We start from the raw sequence: 15,716 nt of genomic DNA, 5'->3' as shown, positions 1-15,716 counted from the left end.
GGGGATCCGGACGGGCGGGGGATCCGGACGGGCGGGGGGTCCGAACGGGCGGGGTGCGGACGCCTCGTTCCGGGGGAGACGCCCCGGGTGGTCCCGTCGAGTGCCGAGAGACTAGATGCGATATGTGATAACGAGCAAGAGGTGTCGCCGAACGGGCCGGGAATCCGTCCGCGGGCGCGTCGGGGCAGCCCTCGGTACCGGGCGGCCCCGACGCCGGGTGGCCCGTGGCCCCGGGCAGCCCGCATCGCCGGGTGGCCCGCTCCGTGCGGGCGGCCCGTTCGCCCGGGTGTCAGCCGTGTGCCGTCGGAGCTGCGCGGTCAGCCGTGTGCCGTCGGCGGTGCGCCGTCAGTGCTGCTGCGGGACGTAGTCCTGGGTGATCTGCTTGTGTTCGAGGAAGTCCTCGACGGAGGCGAGGCCGCCGAGGCGGCCGACGCCGCTGTGCTTGAAGCCGCCCTCCTCGAACTCGACGGTGAGGTTGGCCCAGCTGTTGACGGAGATGAGGCCGGCGTCGAGCCGGCGGGCGAGCCGCAGCGGCCGGTCGGCGTCGCGGCTCCAGATGCAGGCGCTCAGCCCGTAGTCGGTGTCGTTGGCCAGGGCGACGGCCTCGTCCTCGGTGTCGAACACCTGGACGGTCTGGACGGGCCCGAAGGTCTCCTCCTGGACGATGGACAGGGAGGAGTCGGGCACCGTCAGGAGGGTGGGGTGGTAGAAGGCGCCCCCGGCCAGGGCCGGGTCGGTGGCCGGGCCGCCGCGGACGACGGCCTTGGCGCCTGCGGCGAGGGCGGCCTCGACCGCGGCGTCGACGCGGGCGACCGACGCCCTGTCGATCAGGGGGCCGATCTGGCTGGCCGGGTCGGAGGCCGGGCCGGGGCGCAGCGCTTCGAGGCGTTCGGCCAGCGCGGCGGTGAAGTCCTCGGCGATCTGCCGCTGGAGCAGGACCCTGCTGCCGGTCATGCAGAACTGCCCGGCGAAGACGGTGGACGAGGCCACGACGGTGGCCAGGGCCGCGTCGAGGTCCGCATCGGCGAAGACCAGGTGCGGGGTCTTGCCGCCCAGTTCCAGGCCCACCCGCTTGAAGCGGGACGCGGCCGCCTGGGCCACGAGCCGTCCGGTGGCGGTGCTGCCGGTGAAGCTGATGACGGGCACCTGGGGTGAGTCGACGAGCAGGCGGGCGACGTCGGAGCCCGACTCGACGACCACGTTCACCGCTCCGGCCGGGAGCTCGGGCACGGAGGCGAGGATGTCGCACATCAGCGCCGCGGTCTGTGCCGCCTGGCCGGGCATCTTGACCACCGTCGTGCATCCGGCGGCCAGCGCCGGGGCGAGCGCGCGGATGCACAGGTAGGCGGGCGAGTTCCACGGCACGACGATGCCCGCGACCCCGACGGGCTGCCGGATCGACATGGACTGGCGGCCGGGCCCGGTGTCGGTGACCCGGCCGTGGGGCTGCATTGCGAGTCCGGCGGCGAAGCGCAGGGCGCGGACGATGAAGTGGGCCTCGAAGCCCGCCTCGGGCCGCAGTTTGCCGTTCTCCCGGCACAGGGTGTCGACGACCTCGTCCAGGCGGGCGGCGTAGGCGTCGGCGAGGTGGCTCAGCGCGGTGGCGCGCAGCATCGGGTCGAGTCGCCAGTCCTCCTCCCGGAAGGCGCGGGCGGCGGCGTCGATCGCGGCCTGGCCGGTGTCGGTGTCGGCGTCGGCGTAGGTGCCGATGGTGTCGCCGGTGGCCGGGTCGATGCTGGTCGAGGTCCGGGGCGAGCCGACCCGGGCGCCGTTGATCCAGTGCTGTACGGCGCGTTGTGCGGTCATGGCAGTGGCTTTCTCTCGGCGGGTGGGCGATCGGCGGGTGGGGATCGCCAGGTGGGGGTGGGGGTGGGGGAGGGGGAGGGGGAGGGGCGAGGGCGGTGGCCCCGGGCCGGGCTGTTACAGGCCCAGCAGGCGTTCGGCGTTGAGGTGGGCGATCTTGGCGCGGTCGGCCTCGCTGACGGGGGCGTCGCGCAGGAACGCGGTGGCCGTGCCCATGTCCTCGAAGGGGTAGTCGGTGCCGAACAGGATGTGCTCGGGGCCGAGGGCGAGCAGTGCGCACAGCAGGGGCGGGGCGGAGCAGACGCCGCTGGTGGTGATGTACAGGTTGTGTCGAAGGTAGTCCGAGGGCTTCTCGCGGGCGAGTTCGACGCCGTGGTGGTTGTGGAAGCCCCAGCGCGAGTCCAGCCGCCACAGCGCGTAGGGCAGGCCCTCGCCCATGTGGCCGAGCAGGAGCTTGGCGTCGGGGAAGTCGTCGAAGACGCCGCCGAAGACGAGCCGCAGCACGTGGGAGGCGGTGTCGGTGCCCCAGCTCCACATCGGGCCGATGAGCTCGGGGTGCCCGGACATGACGTGCGGGGTGTCGGCGCCGTTCGCCGGGTGCAGGTACAGCGGGACGCCCAGGCCCTCCGCGCGCTCCCAGACCACGCGCAGTTCCGGCGCGTCGAGGTAGCGGCCCTGGGTGTGCGCGTTGACCAGGGCGCCGCGCATGCCGAGCTGGGTGACCGCGCGCTCCAGTTCCTTCGCCGCCGCCTGGGGGTCCTGCAGCGGCAGCGCGGCGAAGCCGGCGAACCGGGTCGGGTGCTCGGCGACCACCCCGGCGAGCAGGTCGTTGACCGCGGAGGCCTGCGCCACCGCGACCCCGGGGTCGGGTTCGGCCTGGATGCCGGGGGAGTTGAGGGACAGGACCTGCATGTCGAGGCCGGCGGCGTCCATCTCGGTGAGTCGCTCGCCGGTGAGGTCGAGCAGGCGCCGGGAGGCCTCGCGCCACCTGTCGGGCTGGGCGATCGAGGCCGATCCGGCGCCGTAACCCACCAGTTCCGGGCTGACGAAGTGCTCTTCGAGGCCGATCGTGCGCATCGGGGCTCCGCTCGTTTCACGTATATGCATTGACTTTCACGATGGTGAAACGTACGTTCCGGCTGTGTCAACCCCTTCGACCGCATCGAGACCTGGAGGCACCTGCACATGAGGACGACGACGGACGGCATGGATGACGGCGCCGGCGGCCCGGACCGCAGCGGCCCGCCGGTGGACGCGGTGGTGGACGTGGCGGTCGTCGGCTACGGGCCGGTCGGCATGGCGGCGGCGGCCCTGCTGGGACGGGCCGGGCACCGGGTGACGGTGCTGGAGCGGTACGCGGGGCCGTACAACCTGCCCCGGGCCGCGATCTTCGACGACGAGACCATGCGCACCCTGGCCCGGCTGGGCGTCGCGGAACGGCTGCTGCCGAAGCTGCGGGCGCAGCGCAGCTACGAGTGGCGCAACGCCCGGGGCGACCTGCTGATCGAGCAGGCGTTCGCCGAGGTGGGGCGCAGCGGCTGGGCCGAGTGGTTCATGATGTACCAGCCCGACCTGGAGGAGGCGCTGGACGCCGTGTGCCGGTCGGCGCCGGGCGTGGACGTGCGGCACTCCCGCGAGGTCGTGGCGATCGAGCAGACGCCCGGGGGCGTCACGCTCACCACCGAGGGGCCCGGCGGGGCGGAGACCGTCACCGCGCGCTACGTCCTGGGCTGCGACGGCGGCAACAGCTTCGTCCGCTCCGCGCTCGGCGTCACCCAGCACGACTACGGGTTCGCCGAGCCGTGGATGGTGTGCGACTTCCGTTTCCGCCGCCCGGTGGAGGTGCCGGCGGCCATGCAGGTCGGCGACCCGCTCGGGCCGACGTCGATCATCTCGCTCGGCCCGGACCACCACCGCTTCAGCTTCATGCTGGACTCGCCCGACGACTTCGAGGCCGAGAGCGCCCCGGAGCGGGTCTGGCAGCGGGTGCGCGCCCACCTCGGGCCCGACGACGCCGAACTGATCCGGGTGGCCACGTACACCTTCCGCTCGCTGGTGGCCGACCGGTGGCGGCACGGCAGGGTCGTGCTCGCCGGGGACGCGGCGCACCAGATGCCGCCGTTCCTCGGCCAGGGGATGTGCTCCGGCATCCGCGACGCGCAGAACCTCGCGTTCAAACTGGACCTGATCCTGCGCGGGGCCGCCGGGGACGACCTGCTGGACACCTACCAGACGGAGCGCGAGCCGCACGTGCGCGCGGTGACGGAGAAGGGCATCGAACTCGGGGCCATGCAGACCCTCCGCGATCCCGAGCGGGCCGCCGAACGTGACCGCGTCCTGCTCGCCCGCCGGGCCGCCTCCCGCACGCCGGACACCATCCGCTTCCCGGGCCTGGGGGAGGGCATGCTCGCGGCCGTGTCCGGCCCCGGGCGCGGCCAGCTGTCGGTCCAGGGCGTGGTCGAGGACGGCGAGCGGCGCGGCCTCCTCGACCAGGTCGTGGGCGGCGGTTTCCACGTCCTGGTCGACCCCGGCCTCCTCGGCCAGGAGGCCCCCGCGGCCGCGTTCCACGACCTCGCCCGGGCGGGCGTGCGCGTCGTCGCACCCGGCGGAGGGACCGGTGCCCACGCGTGGGCCGTGCCGGTGCACGACGTGGACGGCACCTACCGGCGCTGGTTCGCCGAGCTCGGGTGCTCGGCCGTGGCCGTCCGCCCCGACTTCTACGTGTACGGCACCGCGGCCGGCCCCGACGCCGTGGCGGTGCTCGCGCACGACCTCCTGGCCGCGGTCACCGGCGCCGCCGCCGTACCGGCCGCCCGCCCGGCCCGGGCGCGCGTCCGGCAGTAGCCCGCGCGGGCCCGGGGCACTCGCGCCGTCGGCCCCGGCCCTGCCCCGGCCCGCCCGTCCCCGCCCCGGCCCGTCCGCCCCCCGCCCTGTCCCTGCGCCGTCCCGTCCGGCCGGGGCAGGGCGGGTCCGGACACCGCACGCACCGGGAACCCGTCCCCTGTACTGCTGTACTGCGGCAACGATCCCCGTACCGTTCCGGGAGGTCATATGATCGCCCCCGTGGCAACGCAGAGTCTCTTCGACCCAGACGACAACGGAACCTCACCGGCACGGCAGGGCATCCAGTCCGTCGAACTGGCGATGACGGTGATCCAGGCCCTGGAGGAGGGCCGCGGCCCGATGAGCCTGACGCAGATCGCCGCCGCCTGCGGGATGCAGCCGAGCAAGGTCCACCGCTACCTGGTCAGCCTCACCCGGGTCGGCCTGGTCGCGCAGTCGCGCAGCTCCGGGCAGTACGACATGGGCCCGGCCATGCGGCGGCTGGGGGTGGAATCGCTGCGCAGGATGGACGAGGTCGCCCTGGTCAGCGAGCACCTGCCGGAACTGCGGGACCGCACCTCGCACGCGGTCAACCTGGCGGTGTGGGGAGACCACGGCCCGGTCGTCGTGCGGTGGGAGTACGGCACCCACGCCCTGCCCATCACCGTGAGGGTCGGCGCCACCATGCCGCTGCTGAACTCCGCGATGGGCGGGGTGTTCCTCGCCCACCTGCCCGGGCAGGTCACCGAACCGGTGCTGTGCGGGCAACTGGACACCGCCGCGCTGGACGCGCCGACCCGCGAGCGCGTCGACCGGATCCGCGCCGACGTCCTGCGGGACGGCGCGGCCAGCACCGTCGGCGGCGTCATCCCCGGCGTCACCTCGGTCGCCGCCCCGGTGTTCACCGCCGGCGACTCCTTCCCGCTCGTCGTCACACTGGTGATGCCCGCACGGGGCGTCACCGACGAGAGGCTGGCCGCCCTGACGGCACAGCTGCTGCACGCGACCCGGGCCATGTCCGACGACCTGGGCCACCCCGCGGCCGGGCTCGGGGCCTAGGACCGCAGGCCGGCACGGCGGGTGGGAACGCTCGGTGCAAGGGCCGAGCGTGCCCACGAGGTTGCTAACGATCGCGTAAAGCACCGGCCGCCACCTGCACCGGCGGTGGGAATCTGGATCCCCACCGCCCGCGAAGCCAGGTACCCGTCGGTCCTGCGGCGCGGGCACGCGTCGCTGCCCGGGGGAGAAAGTGCCGTCGTCATCGCGGGATCCCAAGAGAGTCACGGCCGGGATCCCGGGCATCTTCACCGTCGAACTCGACCGCGACGACATCGCCGGACTGTTCCGCCGCCGCACCTGGTCGCGGGGCCCGTTCGTCCTGGTGGGGCGTGACAGCGGGCTGGCACTCGACACCGCCTACCGGGGATCGGGCGGCAAGCCGACCCTCTGGACCGTGCACGCGCGCCCCCACCAGCTCTGGTATTTCGAACGCACCCGGCGCAAGGGCGAGTTCCTGATCCGATCGGCCGACAACGGGCTCGTCCTGGACGCCCGCCAGGGAGCCGAGCTGCGCCGGTCGCCGGTGATGAAGCCGCGGGACGAGTACCGGAACCAGCACTGGCGGCTCCACTCCACCGAAGACGCGACCGGATACATCATCGAGTCGGTCAACTCGGGGCACGTCCTGGACGTGCCGTTCGAGGCGGGCCCCAGGACCGAGTCGTCACCGGTCCTGTGGACGAGGCACGGATCGATGAACCAGCAGTTCCTCGTCATGACCCCGTCCGCCGGGCCGACGTAGCCGTCGGCTTCCCGGTGCCTGCCGGTGCCGGCCCGGTCGCTGTCCTCGCCGTCGGCCTCGCCGCGGCCACGGCCCGCACGGTGACCAGCCCGACGTCATCGGCCGGTGGAACCCCGGCATCCGGGATCGGGGCGTTTGGGAATCCCGTTGCGGTGAAGACGAGTGCTGACAGCGGCTTCACTCGTCGAGGCAGGGAGAAGAACATGGGCGTCATCGCCTGGATCCTGATCGGACTGTTCGCGGGCGTCATCGCGAAGGCGCTGATGCCGGGCAAGGACCCGGGAGGCGTCGTCGTCACGATCCTCATCGGGATCGCGGGCGGCCTGCTGGGCGGCTGGCTCGGCAAGGTCATTTTCGGCGTCGACTCCATCGACGGGTTCTTCGACCTCTCCACCTGGATCGCCGCCATCGCCGGCTCGGTCATCCTCCTCGCCCTCTACCGGCTGGTCACGGGCAACAACAAGCACCACCACCGCCACGCCTGAGCCATCCGGCTCCGGACCGGCTCCGGCCGGCACCAACGGCTCCGCCCTCTCCCTGTGAGGGCGGAGCCGTTCCGCTGCCCGCCCGCCGTCCGCCGGGCCGTCGCTCTGCCACCGCCGAAGCTGCCGCTCTTGTCCGTCACGAGCCGGACCCGGGCAGGTGCAGGGCAGGTGCAGGTGCAGGTGCAGGGCAGGTTCAGGGCCTGGGCGAGCCGGTGCGGGGCCGTCCCGGCGGGCCGGCGGCTCAGCGCGGGCCGGCCGGCTCCGGCACGCCGAACGCCTGCGCGGCCGTTCCCGTCACCCACGTCGCAAGCTGCGCCACCTCGATGGCCTGCGAGGCGGGGAAGTGCGGGCCGACCGCCCCCTCGGGGAAGAACGCGACCCGGCACCGTCGGCACAGCCGGACCGCCTGCCAGACCCGGTGGCACCCCACCCAGGCCGCGTGCCGCGCCGCGGCCTCGTTCTCGGCCGTCCGGGCCCGCCGCTGCTTCGTCGTCAGCTGTACGGTCAGCCCGATCAGTGCCAGGGGTACGGAGAGGATCAGCGGGCCGAGGAGGTACCCCATGCGGTAGGCGACCTCGTCGTCCGCCGACTCCGGCATGCCGTTGGCCATGTTCATCAGCCACAGGACGGTGATCGCGCCCGCCACGGCGTAGAGCGTGACGGCGAGCCGGCTGCGTCCGACCGAGGCCGGGGCCGGCGGCGGTGGCGGCAGGAGCAGGCCGCGCTCCGGCTCCCCGAGCGGGTGGCCGGTGTCGGTGAGGGCGGACTGCACGCTCACGGCCTGGTCGGAACCGGCACATCGGGGGCATTCGGTGTTCATCGGCCGGTACTGCTCCCGGTTCTGAGGTTGCACCCGCGGGTGGTGCGTGGACGGTGTGACACCGTATCGGAGCACAGGCGCCCGACCGCCCGCCACATGATTTCGGGAGGCGGACCCACCGGAGCATCAGGGCCCGTGCCGCTGACGCTCCGACGGGGTTTCGGTGGGACGCTTGCGCACCGCAGGGCCCGGATCAGGCGATGCTGCGTTCAGCCGCCGGTACCGACCCGGGAGGACGGCGACGGGCCCGGGCCCTACCGGTCAGGAGGGCAGCGCCGCCACGATCGGATGGTCCCGTCCGATCGGACCGAGCTTCGCACTGCTGCCCGGCGTGCCGAGGTCGGCGAAGAACTCGGCGTTCACGGCGGTGAAGTGCTGCCACTCCTGCGGGGTGTCGTCCTCGAAGAAGATCGCCTCGACGGGGCACACCGGCTCGCAGGCGCCGCAGTCGGTGCACTCGTCCGGTTGGATGTAGAGCATGCGCTCTCCCTCGTAGATGCAGTCGACGGGGCACTCGTCGATGCATGCCTTGTCCTTGACGTCCACACAGGGCAAAGCGATCACAAACGTCATCGAACTGCCGTCCTCTCCGGTCGTTCCTGCTCGTCGTTCCGACGCGGCCGACCGTATGACCTCAAGTAAGCTTGAGGGCAACAGGAGGATCTCCATGACGAGCTACCGTTCCGGCAGCGTCCGGCCCGCCCCGGACGACTGGCTGAGCATCGGCGAGGTCAGCACACGGACCGGGGCGGCCGTCTCCGCACTGCGGTTCTACGAAGAACTCGGCCTGATCGCGTCCGAACGCGACGACCGCAACCAGCGCCGCTACCCGCGGCACATGCTGCGCCGTATCGCATTGATCTCGGTGGCCAAACGGATCGGCATCCCGTTGCAGGACCTCCGGGAGGCGTTCGCCGACGTGCCGCTCGACCGTCCGCCGAGTCACCAGGAGTGGCAGCGGGCCTCGCGCGGCTGGAAGCGCCGACTGGAGGAACGCCGGCAGACCATCGAGCGGCTGGAGGCCGAGCTCACCGGGTGCATCGGCTGCGGATGTCTCTCGATGAAGGCCTGCGCCCTGCTGAACCCCGGTGATGCGCTCGCCGGGGACGGTGTCGGGCCTCGGCGGCTGTGAGTCCGTGCCCGAGGAGGACGGGTGCACCGGTACGGGAGGCCGTTCCGGCGACGGTGCCGGTCAGGGCGAGGCTGTCCACCGGAGCGTAGGGCGACGGATTGGCCGCCGCAGGAGGTGGGCATCACCGGGTCAGGTTCTGGTGCGACGGTCAGTGCAACGCCGGAGGGGGCAGCGTGTCGGCCGAGTTGGTGGAGCTGGTCGGTCAGGTCGGGCCGTACGTGGGCGCGGCGGTGACGGCCTACGGGGCGGGTGTCCTGACGCGCGCCCAGGACGCGGCGGTCGACGCGACCGCGAACCTCGGACAGCGGATCGTCCAGACGGTCTGGCACCGGGGGCGGCGTTCCGACCGGGCGGCGCTGGAGATCGCGGTGGAGGAAGCGGCCGCGGAGGGCGCGGGCGAGGGGGCGGGCGAGGATCTGCGGCGGCAGATCGAACGGGCGCTGCGCGAGGACGCGCGGCTCAGGTCCGAAATCGCGGCGATGCTGCCGGGTGCCCCGCAGATCGTGATCACCGCAACCGGTGAGCGGGGTGTCGCGGCCCAGCACATCGGCATGGTGATCAACGGGGACAACCCGACGGTGCACCCGTGAGACATCCGGAGGAGCAGCCGGCGTCCGACTACTGGGTCACCTCGCACGGCAGCCGCGGTACGGCCGCGCAGAGCATCGGCATGGTCGTCAACGGCGACGTCGTCATGTCCCCCGGAGACCCGCAACACGCCCCGCAGCGCACCCCGCAACACGCCCCGCAGCGCACCCCGCAACACGCCCCGCAGGGTGCTCCGCAGGGAACGGGCCCGGAGCTGCCGGGCGGCACGCCGATGCACTGGTCGGTGCCGCCCCGCAACGTCTCCTTCACGGGCCGGGCCGAGGTGCTGTCCGAGTTGCACGCACGACTGGCCGAGGGCACCACGGCGGTGGTGGCCGCGCCGCACACCCTGTACGGGCTCGGCGGGGTCGGCAAGACCCAGCTGGCGCTGGAGTACGCGCACCGGTACAAGGCGTACTACGACCTGGTCTGGTGGATCGACGCCGAACAGACCGAGCTGATCCCGGTCGCCCTGGCCCGGCTGGCCCGGCAGATCGGGCTGCCGGTCGAAGCGGACACCGACACGGCGGCGGTGCTCAAGGACGCGCTGCGCCGTGGGGTGCCCACGTCCCGATGGTTACTGGTCTTCGACAACGCCGACACCCCGGCCGCCGTGCACGACATCCTGCCGAGCGGCCCCGGGCACACTTTGATCACCTCACGGAACCCGAACTGGTCAGGTCTCGCCGAGGTGCTGCCGGTGGGCGTGTTCACCCGGGAGGAGAGCATCGGGCACGTGTGCCGGCGGGTCCGGGGGCTGGCCCGGGCGGACGCGGACCGGGTCGCCGACGCGGTGGGGGACCTGCCGCTGGCGGTCGAGATCGCGGCAGCCTGGCTGGCCACGAGCGGGATGCCGGTGCGGAGCTACGTCGCGCAGCTGTACGCCGGAGCTTCCCGGGCACTCGGGGCGGATCCGATGCAGCGGTTCGACGCGACCTGGCAGGTCTCCGTCTCGCTGCTGCGGGAGCAGGTGCCGGCCGCGGTGGGGCTGCTGGAGCTCTGTGCGTTCTTCGCGCCGGAGCCCATCTCGCTCGACCTGTTCTACAGCGAGCAGATGCTCGCCGCCCTCGCCGGGTACGACGACAGTCTGACCGACGTCTTCATGCTCGGCAGGGTGCTCCAGGCGGTGGGCAGGTACGCGCTGGTCCACGTCGATCCCGGCAGCAACAGCTTCCAGATGCACCGGCTGGTGCAGGCCGTGATCCGGTCGGGCATGGACACCACCGCCCAGCAGGAGGCGCTCCACTCCGTGCACCGGATCCTGGTCGGTGCACGGCCTCCGGACGGCGACACCGACAGCCCCGCCAACTGGCCGCACTTCAACACCATCTGGCCGCACCTGGCGCCGTCGTACGCGTCGGACTGCGACGAGCCGGAGACCCGTGAGCTGCTGATCGACCGGGTCCGTCATCTGCGGAGCTTCTCCTCCCTGGAACGGGCCGGGCAGCTCGCCGAGCAGATCACGGCGTCGTGGAGCGCCCGACTCGGCGAGGAGGACGAGGGGGGCCGGGACTGGCAGGTTCTGCGGCGCCAGCTGTTCACGCTCTCCTTCCACCACGCCAACGTCCTCCGGTCCCAAGGGCGTTACGCGGATGCACACGCCATGGACGAGACCACTCATGCCGGGCAGCGGGCGCTGCTCGGCGAACGGCATCCGCAGACCCTGATGACGGCCGCCTCGCTCGCCGCCGATCTGCGCGCGCTCGGCAGGCTCCAGGAAGCCCTCCGGCTGAGGCAGCGGACGTTCCGGAGCTTCCGGGAGGTCCTCGGCCCGGCGGACCCCCGCACCCTGGCCATCGCCGGTACCGTGGCCCGCGACCTGCGGGAGATCGGCGACTACCCGGGCGCGGTCGAACTGCTGCGGGACGTCACCGGGGAGACGGCCGGCATCCTCCGGCCGGACCACCCGGAGGACCTGCGGATCGCCACGTCGCTCGCGGTGTCGCTCCGCAGGAACGGGCAGCTGCAGGAAGCCCTGGAACTCGCCGGGCGGACCTACGAGCGCCACCGCGACCGGTACGGCCCCGACGCGGCCGACACCCTGGCCTGCGCGCTGGGCCTGGCCGCCGACCACAGCGCGTCCGGCGACAAGGAGACGGCCCGGGAGCTGGCCACCGCAGTCCACGAGGGCTACCGGCGGCTGCTGGGCCACGGGCACGTCTTCACCCGGATCTGCGAGAACAACCTCGGGATCTACCTGCGCGGCTGCGGTGATCCCGAGGGTGCCGTCCGGCTCGGTTCACAGGCCGTGGAGGGGCTGCGTTCGACGCTGGGACCTGACCACCAGTACACCCTGAACGCCATGGTGAACCTGGCCAACGCCCACGGCGAGGCAGGCCGGACAGCCGACGCCCGAGCACTGGAGCAGGCCGCGCACGCAGGCCTGACAAGCCGCTACGGCCCGGGCCACCCCGACACCGTCACCTGCGGCTCCAACCTCGCCGTCACCCTGCGCAGGACGGACCCGGCCCGGGCCGCCGAGCTCCACGAGCACGCCCTTGCCGGGCTCGGCCGACTGCTCGGTGCGGAACACCCCGCCACCGTGGCCTGCCGGGCCTGGCAGCGCATCGACCGCGATCTGGAGCCGCAGTCCGTCTGATGCCGCAGGGGACTCCGCGCCGGTACGGCCTTCGGGACAGCGGGCCTGACGGGCCGTCCGGCCTGCGGAGCGTTGTACGCCCCCGGCGCTGAACCGGTGCTGCACGCCGGGGGCACGGCTCCACTCGGCTCCGCCGCCGAACGCCCCCCGGGCGCGCTCCCCAGCCGCCCGGACAACGCCTCATCATGACCGGGAGGGAGCCACGGCCTCCTGCCCCCGCCCCGCTCCTGCCCCCGTCCGCCCGTTCCCTCCCGCCCCGCTCCTTCGTCCGGCACCTCCCCGGCCCGCCCTCACTGCCCCGAGGACGAGACTTGGCCTCACCGCCGCGCTCCGCCGCCCTTGACCTCCGCCTCCTCGTCCGCCCCGTCGACGCCGTACTCGACGGCTTCCTCAACGACCGGGCCCTGGATCCCGCCCTGCGTGCCGAAGCCCGGCTCCCCTTCCTCGTGGCGCAGCTCCAACAGCTGATCGCCGCGGGCGGGAAGCGCATCAGGCCGGCCCTGGCCCTGGTCGGCTGGCACGCCGCCGGTGCGGGTGGCGAGCCTCGCGCCGCCCACCACCTGGCCGCCTCGCTGGAACTGCTGCACACCTGCGCCCTGATCCACGACGACGTCATGGACCGCTCCGACACCCGGCGCGGCCGCCCCACCCTGCACCGCGCGCTGGCCCGACGGCACCGGGGCAGCCCGGCCGCCGCCGAGCGCTTCGGCACGGGCACCGCGATCCTGGTCGGCGACCTGGCCCTGATCTGGTCCGACGAACTGCTGCACACCGGCCGGCCCACCGCCGGGCAGCTCGCGGCACTGCGCCCGCTGCTGCTGGCCATGCGCACCGAACTGATCCTCGGCCAGTACCTGGACCTGGAACGTACCGGCGGCCGGCGGGCGGACGCGGAACCGGGGGACGTGGAGGCGGCGCTCGCCACCATCAGGCTGAAGACCGCGAAGTACACCGTGGAGCGCCCGCTCCAGCTGGGTGCGCTGCTGGCCGGGGCCGGACCGCCGGTGCTGGAGGCCCTCTCCGCCTACGCGATCCCGCTGGGCGAGGCGTTCCAGCTCCGTGACGACCTCCTCGGCGTCTTCGGCGACCCGACCGCAACCGGCAAACCCGCCCTGGACGACCTCAGGGACGGCAAGGCCACCGTCCTGGTCGCCCTTGCGCTGCGGCATGCGGACGCGGCCCAGGCCGGACAGTTGCTGGCCGCCCTGGGCGACCCGGACCTGACCGAGGAGCAGGCCGCCGCCGTTCGCCGGACGATCATCGCCACCGGCGCACCCCGACGGGTCCAGCAGATGATCGCGCGGCGGCGGCAGCGGGCCCTCTCGTCCCTGGTCCGGGCCCCGCTCGCCCCGGCCGCCACCGAGGCCCTGCGCACCCTGGCCGACCAGGCCGTCCACCGCCTGCTCTGACGGCACCTGCCGACAGTCCCCGCGCCGAACCGAGAGGCATTCCGTGACCGGTCCCACCGCCACCCTCCATCCCGCGCTCGACCCGCCCGTGCCGGACCTGCTCCACCCCGGCGCCGAGGGCGTGGACGAGGACCTGCTGTCCTGGGTGGGCACGGCAGGACTGATCACCGACCCCGGCCACCTCGACCGGTTCCACGCCGCCCGGTTCGGCACGTTCTCGGCCCGGACCTGCCCGCGCACCCCGCTGCTGCAGCTGTCGGCCCGGTGGAACGGCCATATGTGGATCATCGACGACTGGATCGACGATCCGGCCCGCGACCCGGCCGAGATCACCCGGCTGGGAGCGGACCTGCTGACCGTCCTCACCGCCGACCCGCTCACCCACCGCCCCGCCCGTACCGCCTCCGTCACCGCCTCTGCCCCTGCCTCTGCCTCTGCCTCTGCCGGCGCGGCATCCCACGACGTGCTCACGGCGGCCCTCGGCGAGCTCTGGGACGGGACCGCCGGAGCCATGTCGGCCGACTGGCGGCGGCGCTTCGCCGGCCACTACCGGGACGTCTTCGCGATGACCGCGCTGGCCCGCCGGGACGCCGGGAAGGGCCTGGGACTGCCCACCTACCTGCGGCGGCGCCGCAACTACTCCGGCTGCGAGGTGTCCTTCGACCTCGCCGAGGCCGTGAACGGCTGCGAACTGCCCGCCGTGGTGGCCGCCGCCGAGCCCTACCGGGACGTCCGCGCCCTGGCCTGCCATGTGGTCGCGGCCACCAACGACCTCTTCTCGGTCCCCAAGCAGCAGGACGGCGACGGCGGCGACCACCTGGTCGCCGTCCTGGACAGGGAGGCCCCCGGTGACGAACCCGCAATCGACCGGGCCCTCGCTCTTGTCCGCGCACTGACCGGCGACTTCCTCACCGCCGCCGCCGACGTGCGGACCATGCGTCCGCTGTTCCTGGGCTCCGGAGGGACCGACCGCGACGGCTGGGAGCGGGTGGAACGGACCCTGGACGACCTGGCCCTCTGGGTCGCCGGAAACCTGCGCTGGCACCGCGAGTCCCGCCGCTACCTGCCGGAGCACGGCTGATCGAGGCACGGACAGCAGCAGGCCCGGGCCGGTCGGGAAGTCCTCCGCCGACCACGGCCGGGACTCCCGAACGCTCCCCCGGTGATCCGAAACCGGGCGTGACGACGGCGGACGGTCGCGCAACCCCGGTCGGCCTGCTGACCCTTCGGGGGGTTTGCGCGAGCCGGGTGCCGAACGGCCGTCACGCCCGTTCCGGGGGCCGGGTCACGGCAACGGCAACGGCAACGCGACCCGGCCCTCCCCACTCAGTTGGTGACGCCGAACCAGCTGCTCGAACCGTTTCCGTTGACGTACCGCACGTGGTAGCCGTTCGAGGAGCCTGAGCAGTTGCCGGTCGGGTAGGTGGTGATGTGCACCTCGCCGCGCCACCACCAGTTGCTGTCGAAGCTGTCCCAGCTGGGAGTGGCCACGCAGTGGCTGCTCCCCTGACCGTTCTGGTTGGTGCCCTCGACGTACATGGAGTAGGCGATGCCCTGGTTGTCGAAGAACTCGATCTGCTGGCTGGTCGAGGGCGCGTTGTCATTGGTGACTATGGCCCACCAGTCGCCGCCGGCCCGGTAGGAGGGCACGCTCGTGTAGCCGGACCAGTTGTCGCCGCCGGTGCAGTTCTGGCCGTTGTAGGCGACGACGGTCACGGTGCCGTGCCACCACCAGCCGCCGATGCCGTTCTTGAAGTTGGGAGTGTTGAAGCAGCCCTGGACGGAATTGCCGTTCTGGTCGAGACCGATGACCTTGACCGAGGCCGCCGTGTCCTTGTTGTCGACGACCATCAGCTGCTGGCCGGACGAACCGGCGTGGGCGGTACCGCCGAGGGAGACGACTCCTGTTACTGCAAGCGCCAGGCCGACCACCGCGTGGACCGCCCGCTTGAAGAGCTTCATGTCACTCCTGATGCCGAACGTGTGTATGGGCAGGGCGCATTATGCAGGAGCTCGGCCACGTGAAAGAGATCTTCGGCAGTTCGCGTACCCCGAACCGGCCATGACGGCCGGAGACCCGGGCCGTCGCACCCCGGACCTCCTCGCCAGCGGCCGGGTGCTCCCCCTGATGCCGACTTGATGCCGACCACGTGGACCGGGGCTGCGTCCACAGCCGGGCGACGGGAAACTCGGCAGGTTCTGGTTCCGGCAGCGGTTGTGTGAACGGTCTCCGGCCGTGCCGCAACGGCGGGTGCG

The 15,716-nt window shown here is 72.9% G+C and carries 14 protein-coding genes; 9 read left to right on the top strand and 5 right to left on the bottom strand.

What is annotated here, in order from left to right:
• Positions 1 to 345: 345 nt before the first annotated feature.
• Positions 346 to 1,806 (bottom strand): aldehyde dehydrogenase family protein, encoded by a 1,461-nt coding sequence (locus SNE206_RS25490; RefSeq protein ID WP_407915826.1) that lies wholly within the window; start codon positions 1,804 to 1,806, stop codon positions 346 to 348.
• Between the two features lie 114 nt (positions 1,807 to 1,920).
• The gene (locus tag SNE206_RS25485) at positions 1,921 to 2,880 is read right to left on the bottom strand and encodes an amidohydrolase family protein (RefSeq protein WP_407915825.1); all 960 of its coding nucleotides are present in this window, start codon (positions 2,878 to 2,880) and stop codon (positions 1,921 to 1,923) included.
• Positions 2,881 to 2,988: 108 nt separating this feature from the next.
• On the opposite strand from SNE206_RS25485, the gene SNE206_RS25480 reads away from it, so the two are divergent.
• The 4 genes from SNE206_RS25480 (at position 2,989) to SNE206_RS25465 (ending at position 6,912) form a co-directional block, all read left to right on the top strand.
• Positions 2,989 to 4,647 carry a bifunctional 3-(3-hydroxy-phenyl)propionate/3-hydroxycinnamic acid hydroxylase gene (locus SNE206_RS25480; RefSeq protein WP_407915824.1) on the top strand — a complete coding sequence of 553 codons (1,659 nt, stop codon included), beginning with the start codon at positions 2,989 to 2,991 and terminating at the stop codon, positions 4,645 to 4,647.
• Positions 4,648 to 4,866: 219 nt separating this feature from the next.
• The gene (locus tag SNE206_RS25475; RefSeq protein ID WP_407915823.1) at positions 4,867 to 5,685 is read left to right on the top strand and encodes an IclR family transcriptional regulator; all 819 of its coding nucleotides are present in this window, start codon (positions 4,867 to 4,869) and stop codon (positions 5,683 to 5,685) included.
• Between the two features lie 190 nt (positions 5,686 to 5,875).
• Entirely contained in the window at positions 5,876 to 6,427 is a 552-nt protein-coding gene (locus SNE206_RS25470) for an RICIN domain-containing protein (RefSeq protein WP_407915822.1), read from the top strand.
• Between the two features lie 203 nt (positions 6,428 to 6,630).
• The gene (locus SNE206_RS25465) at positions 6,631 to 6,912 is read left to right on the top strand and encodes a GlsB/YeaQ/YmgE family stress response membrane protein (protein ID WP_407915821.1); all 282 of its coding nucleotides are present in this window, start codon (positions 6,631 to 6,633) and stop codon (positions 6,910 to 6,912) included.
• A gap of 241 nt (positions 6,913 to 7,153) precedes the next feature.
• Here the strand turns inward: SNE206_RS25465 and SNE206_RS25460 are convergent, their stop codons facing one another.
• Positions 7,154 to 7,690 carry a hypothetical protein gene (locus SNE206_RS25460; RefSeq protein WP_407915820.1) on the bottom strand — a complete coding sequence of 179 codons (537 nt, stop codon included), beginning with the start codon at positions 7,688 to 7,690 and terminating at the stop codon, positions 7,154 to 7,156.
• 303 nt (positions 7,691 to 7,993) lie between these two features.
• Complete coding sequence (fdxA, locus tag SNE206_RS25455; protein WP_407915819.1) at positions 7,994 to 8,305, bottom strand: ferredoxin; 312 nt, start codon at positions 8,303 to 8,305, stop codon at positions 7,994 to 7,996.
• Positions 8,306 to 8,399: 94 nt separating this feature from the next.
• Between fdxA and soxR the strand changes: the two genes are divergently transcribed.
• From soxR to SNE206_RS25430, 5 genes are all read left to right on the top strand, one after another.
• The gene (gene soxR / locus SNE206_RS25450; protein WP_407915818.1) at positions 8,400 to 8,864 is read left to right on the top strand and encodes a redox-sensitive transcriptional activator SoxR; all 465 of its coding nucleotides are present in this window, start codon (positions 8,400 to 8,402) and stop codon (positions 8,862 to 8,864) included.
• A gap of 173 nt (positions 8,865 to 9,037) precedes the next feature.
• Positions 9,038 to 9,454 carry a hypothetical protein gene (locus SNE206_RS25445; protein ID WP_407915817.1) on the top strand — a complete coding sequence of 139 codons (417 nt, stop codon included), beginning with the start codon at positions 9,038 to 9,040 and terminating at the stop codon, positions 9,452 to 9,454.
• A complete protein-coding gene (fxsT, locus tag SNE206_RS25440; RefSeq protein ID WP_407915816.1) occupies positions 9,451 to 12,051 on the top strand; it encodes an FxSxx-COOH system tetratricopeptide repeat protein in 2,601 nt (866 codons plus the stop codon). Before SNE206_RS25445 ends, fxsT begins: the two co-directional genes overlap by 4 nt.
• A 311-nt stretch (positions 12,052 to 12,362) precedes the next feature.
• Positions 12,363 to 13,460 (top strand): polyprenyl synthetase family protein, encoded by a 1,098-nt coding sequence (locus tag SNE206_RS25435; protein WP_407915815.1) that lies wholly within the window; start codon positions 12,363 to 12,365, stop codon positions 13,458 to 13,460.
• A 43-nt stretch (positions 13,461 to 13,503) separates the two neighbouring features.
• Positions 13,504 to 14,541: a terpene synthase family protein gene (locus SNE206_RS25430; RefSeq protein ID WP_407915814.1), complete on the top strand. Its 1,038-nt coding sequence runs from the start codon at positions 13,504 to 13,506 to the stop codon at positions 14,539 to 14,541.
• A 245-nt stretch (positions 14,542 to 14,786) separates the two neighbouring features.
• Here SNE206_RS25430 and SNE206_RS25425 read toward each other — a convergent pair whose 3' ends face one another.
• Positions 14,787 to 15,422 (bottom strand): hypothetical protein, encoded by a 636-nt coding sequence (locus tag SNE206_RS25425; RefSeq protein ID WP_407915813.1) that lies wholly within the window; start codon positions 15,420 to 15,422, stop codon positions 14,787 to 14,789.
• Positions 15,423 to 15,716: the final 294 nt, after the last annotated feature.

The sequence above is a fragment of the Kitasatospora sp. NE20-6 genome (genome assembly GCF_045862635.1).
Note: the sequence above shows the minus strand (reverse complement) of the source record. Positions and strands in the feature narration are given on the sequence as shown.

Excerpts from the sequence above, each read along its gene's own strand:
- SNE206_RS25490 (WP_407915826.1), bottom strand. The coding sequence starts at position 1,806 with ATGACCGCACAACGCGCCGTACAGCACTGGATCAACGGCGCCCGGGTC.
- SNE206_RS25485 (WP_407915825.1), bottom strand. The coding sequence starts at position 2,880 with ATGCGCACGATCGGCCTCGAAGAGCACTTCGTCAGCCCGGAACTGGTG.
- SNE206_RS25480 (WP_407915824.1), top strand. The coding sequence starts at position 2,989 with ATGAGGACGACGACGGACGGCATGGATGACGGCGCCGGCGGCCCGGAC.
- SNE206_RS25465 (WP_407915821.1), top strand. The coding sequence starts at position 6,631 with ATGGGCGTCATCGCCTGGATCCTGATCGGACTGTTCGCGGGCGTCATC.
- fdxA (WP_407915819.1), bottom strand. The coding sequence starts at position 8,305 with ATGACGTTTGTGATCGCTTTGCCCTGTGTGGACGTCAAGGACAAGGCA.
- soxR (WP_407915818.1), top strand. The coding sequence starts at position 8,400 with ATGACGAGCTACCGTTCCGGCAGCGTCCGGCCCGCCCCGGACGACTGG.
- SNE206_RS25425 (WP_407915813.1), bottom strand. The coding sequence starts at position 15,422 with ATGAAGCTCTTCAAGCGGGCGGTCCACGCGGTGGTCGGCCTGGCGCTT.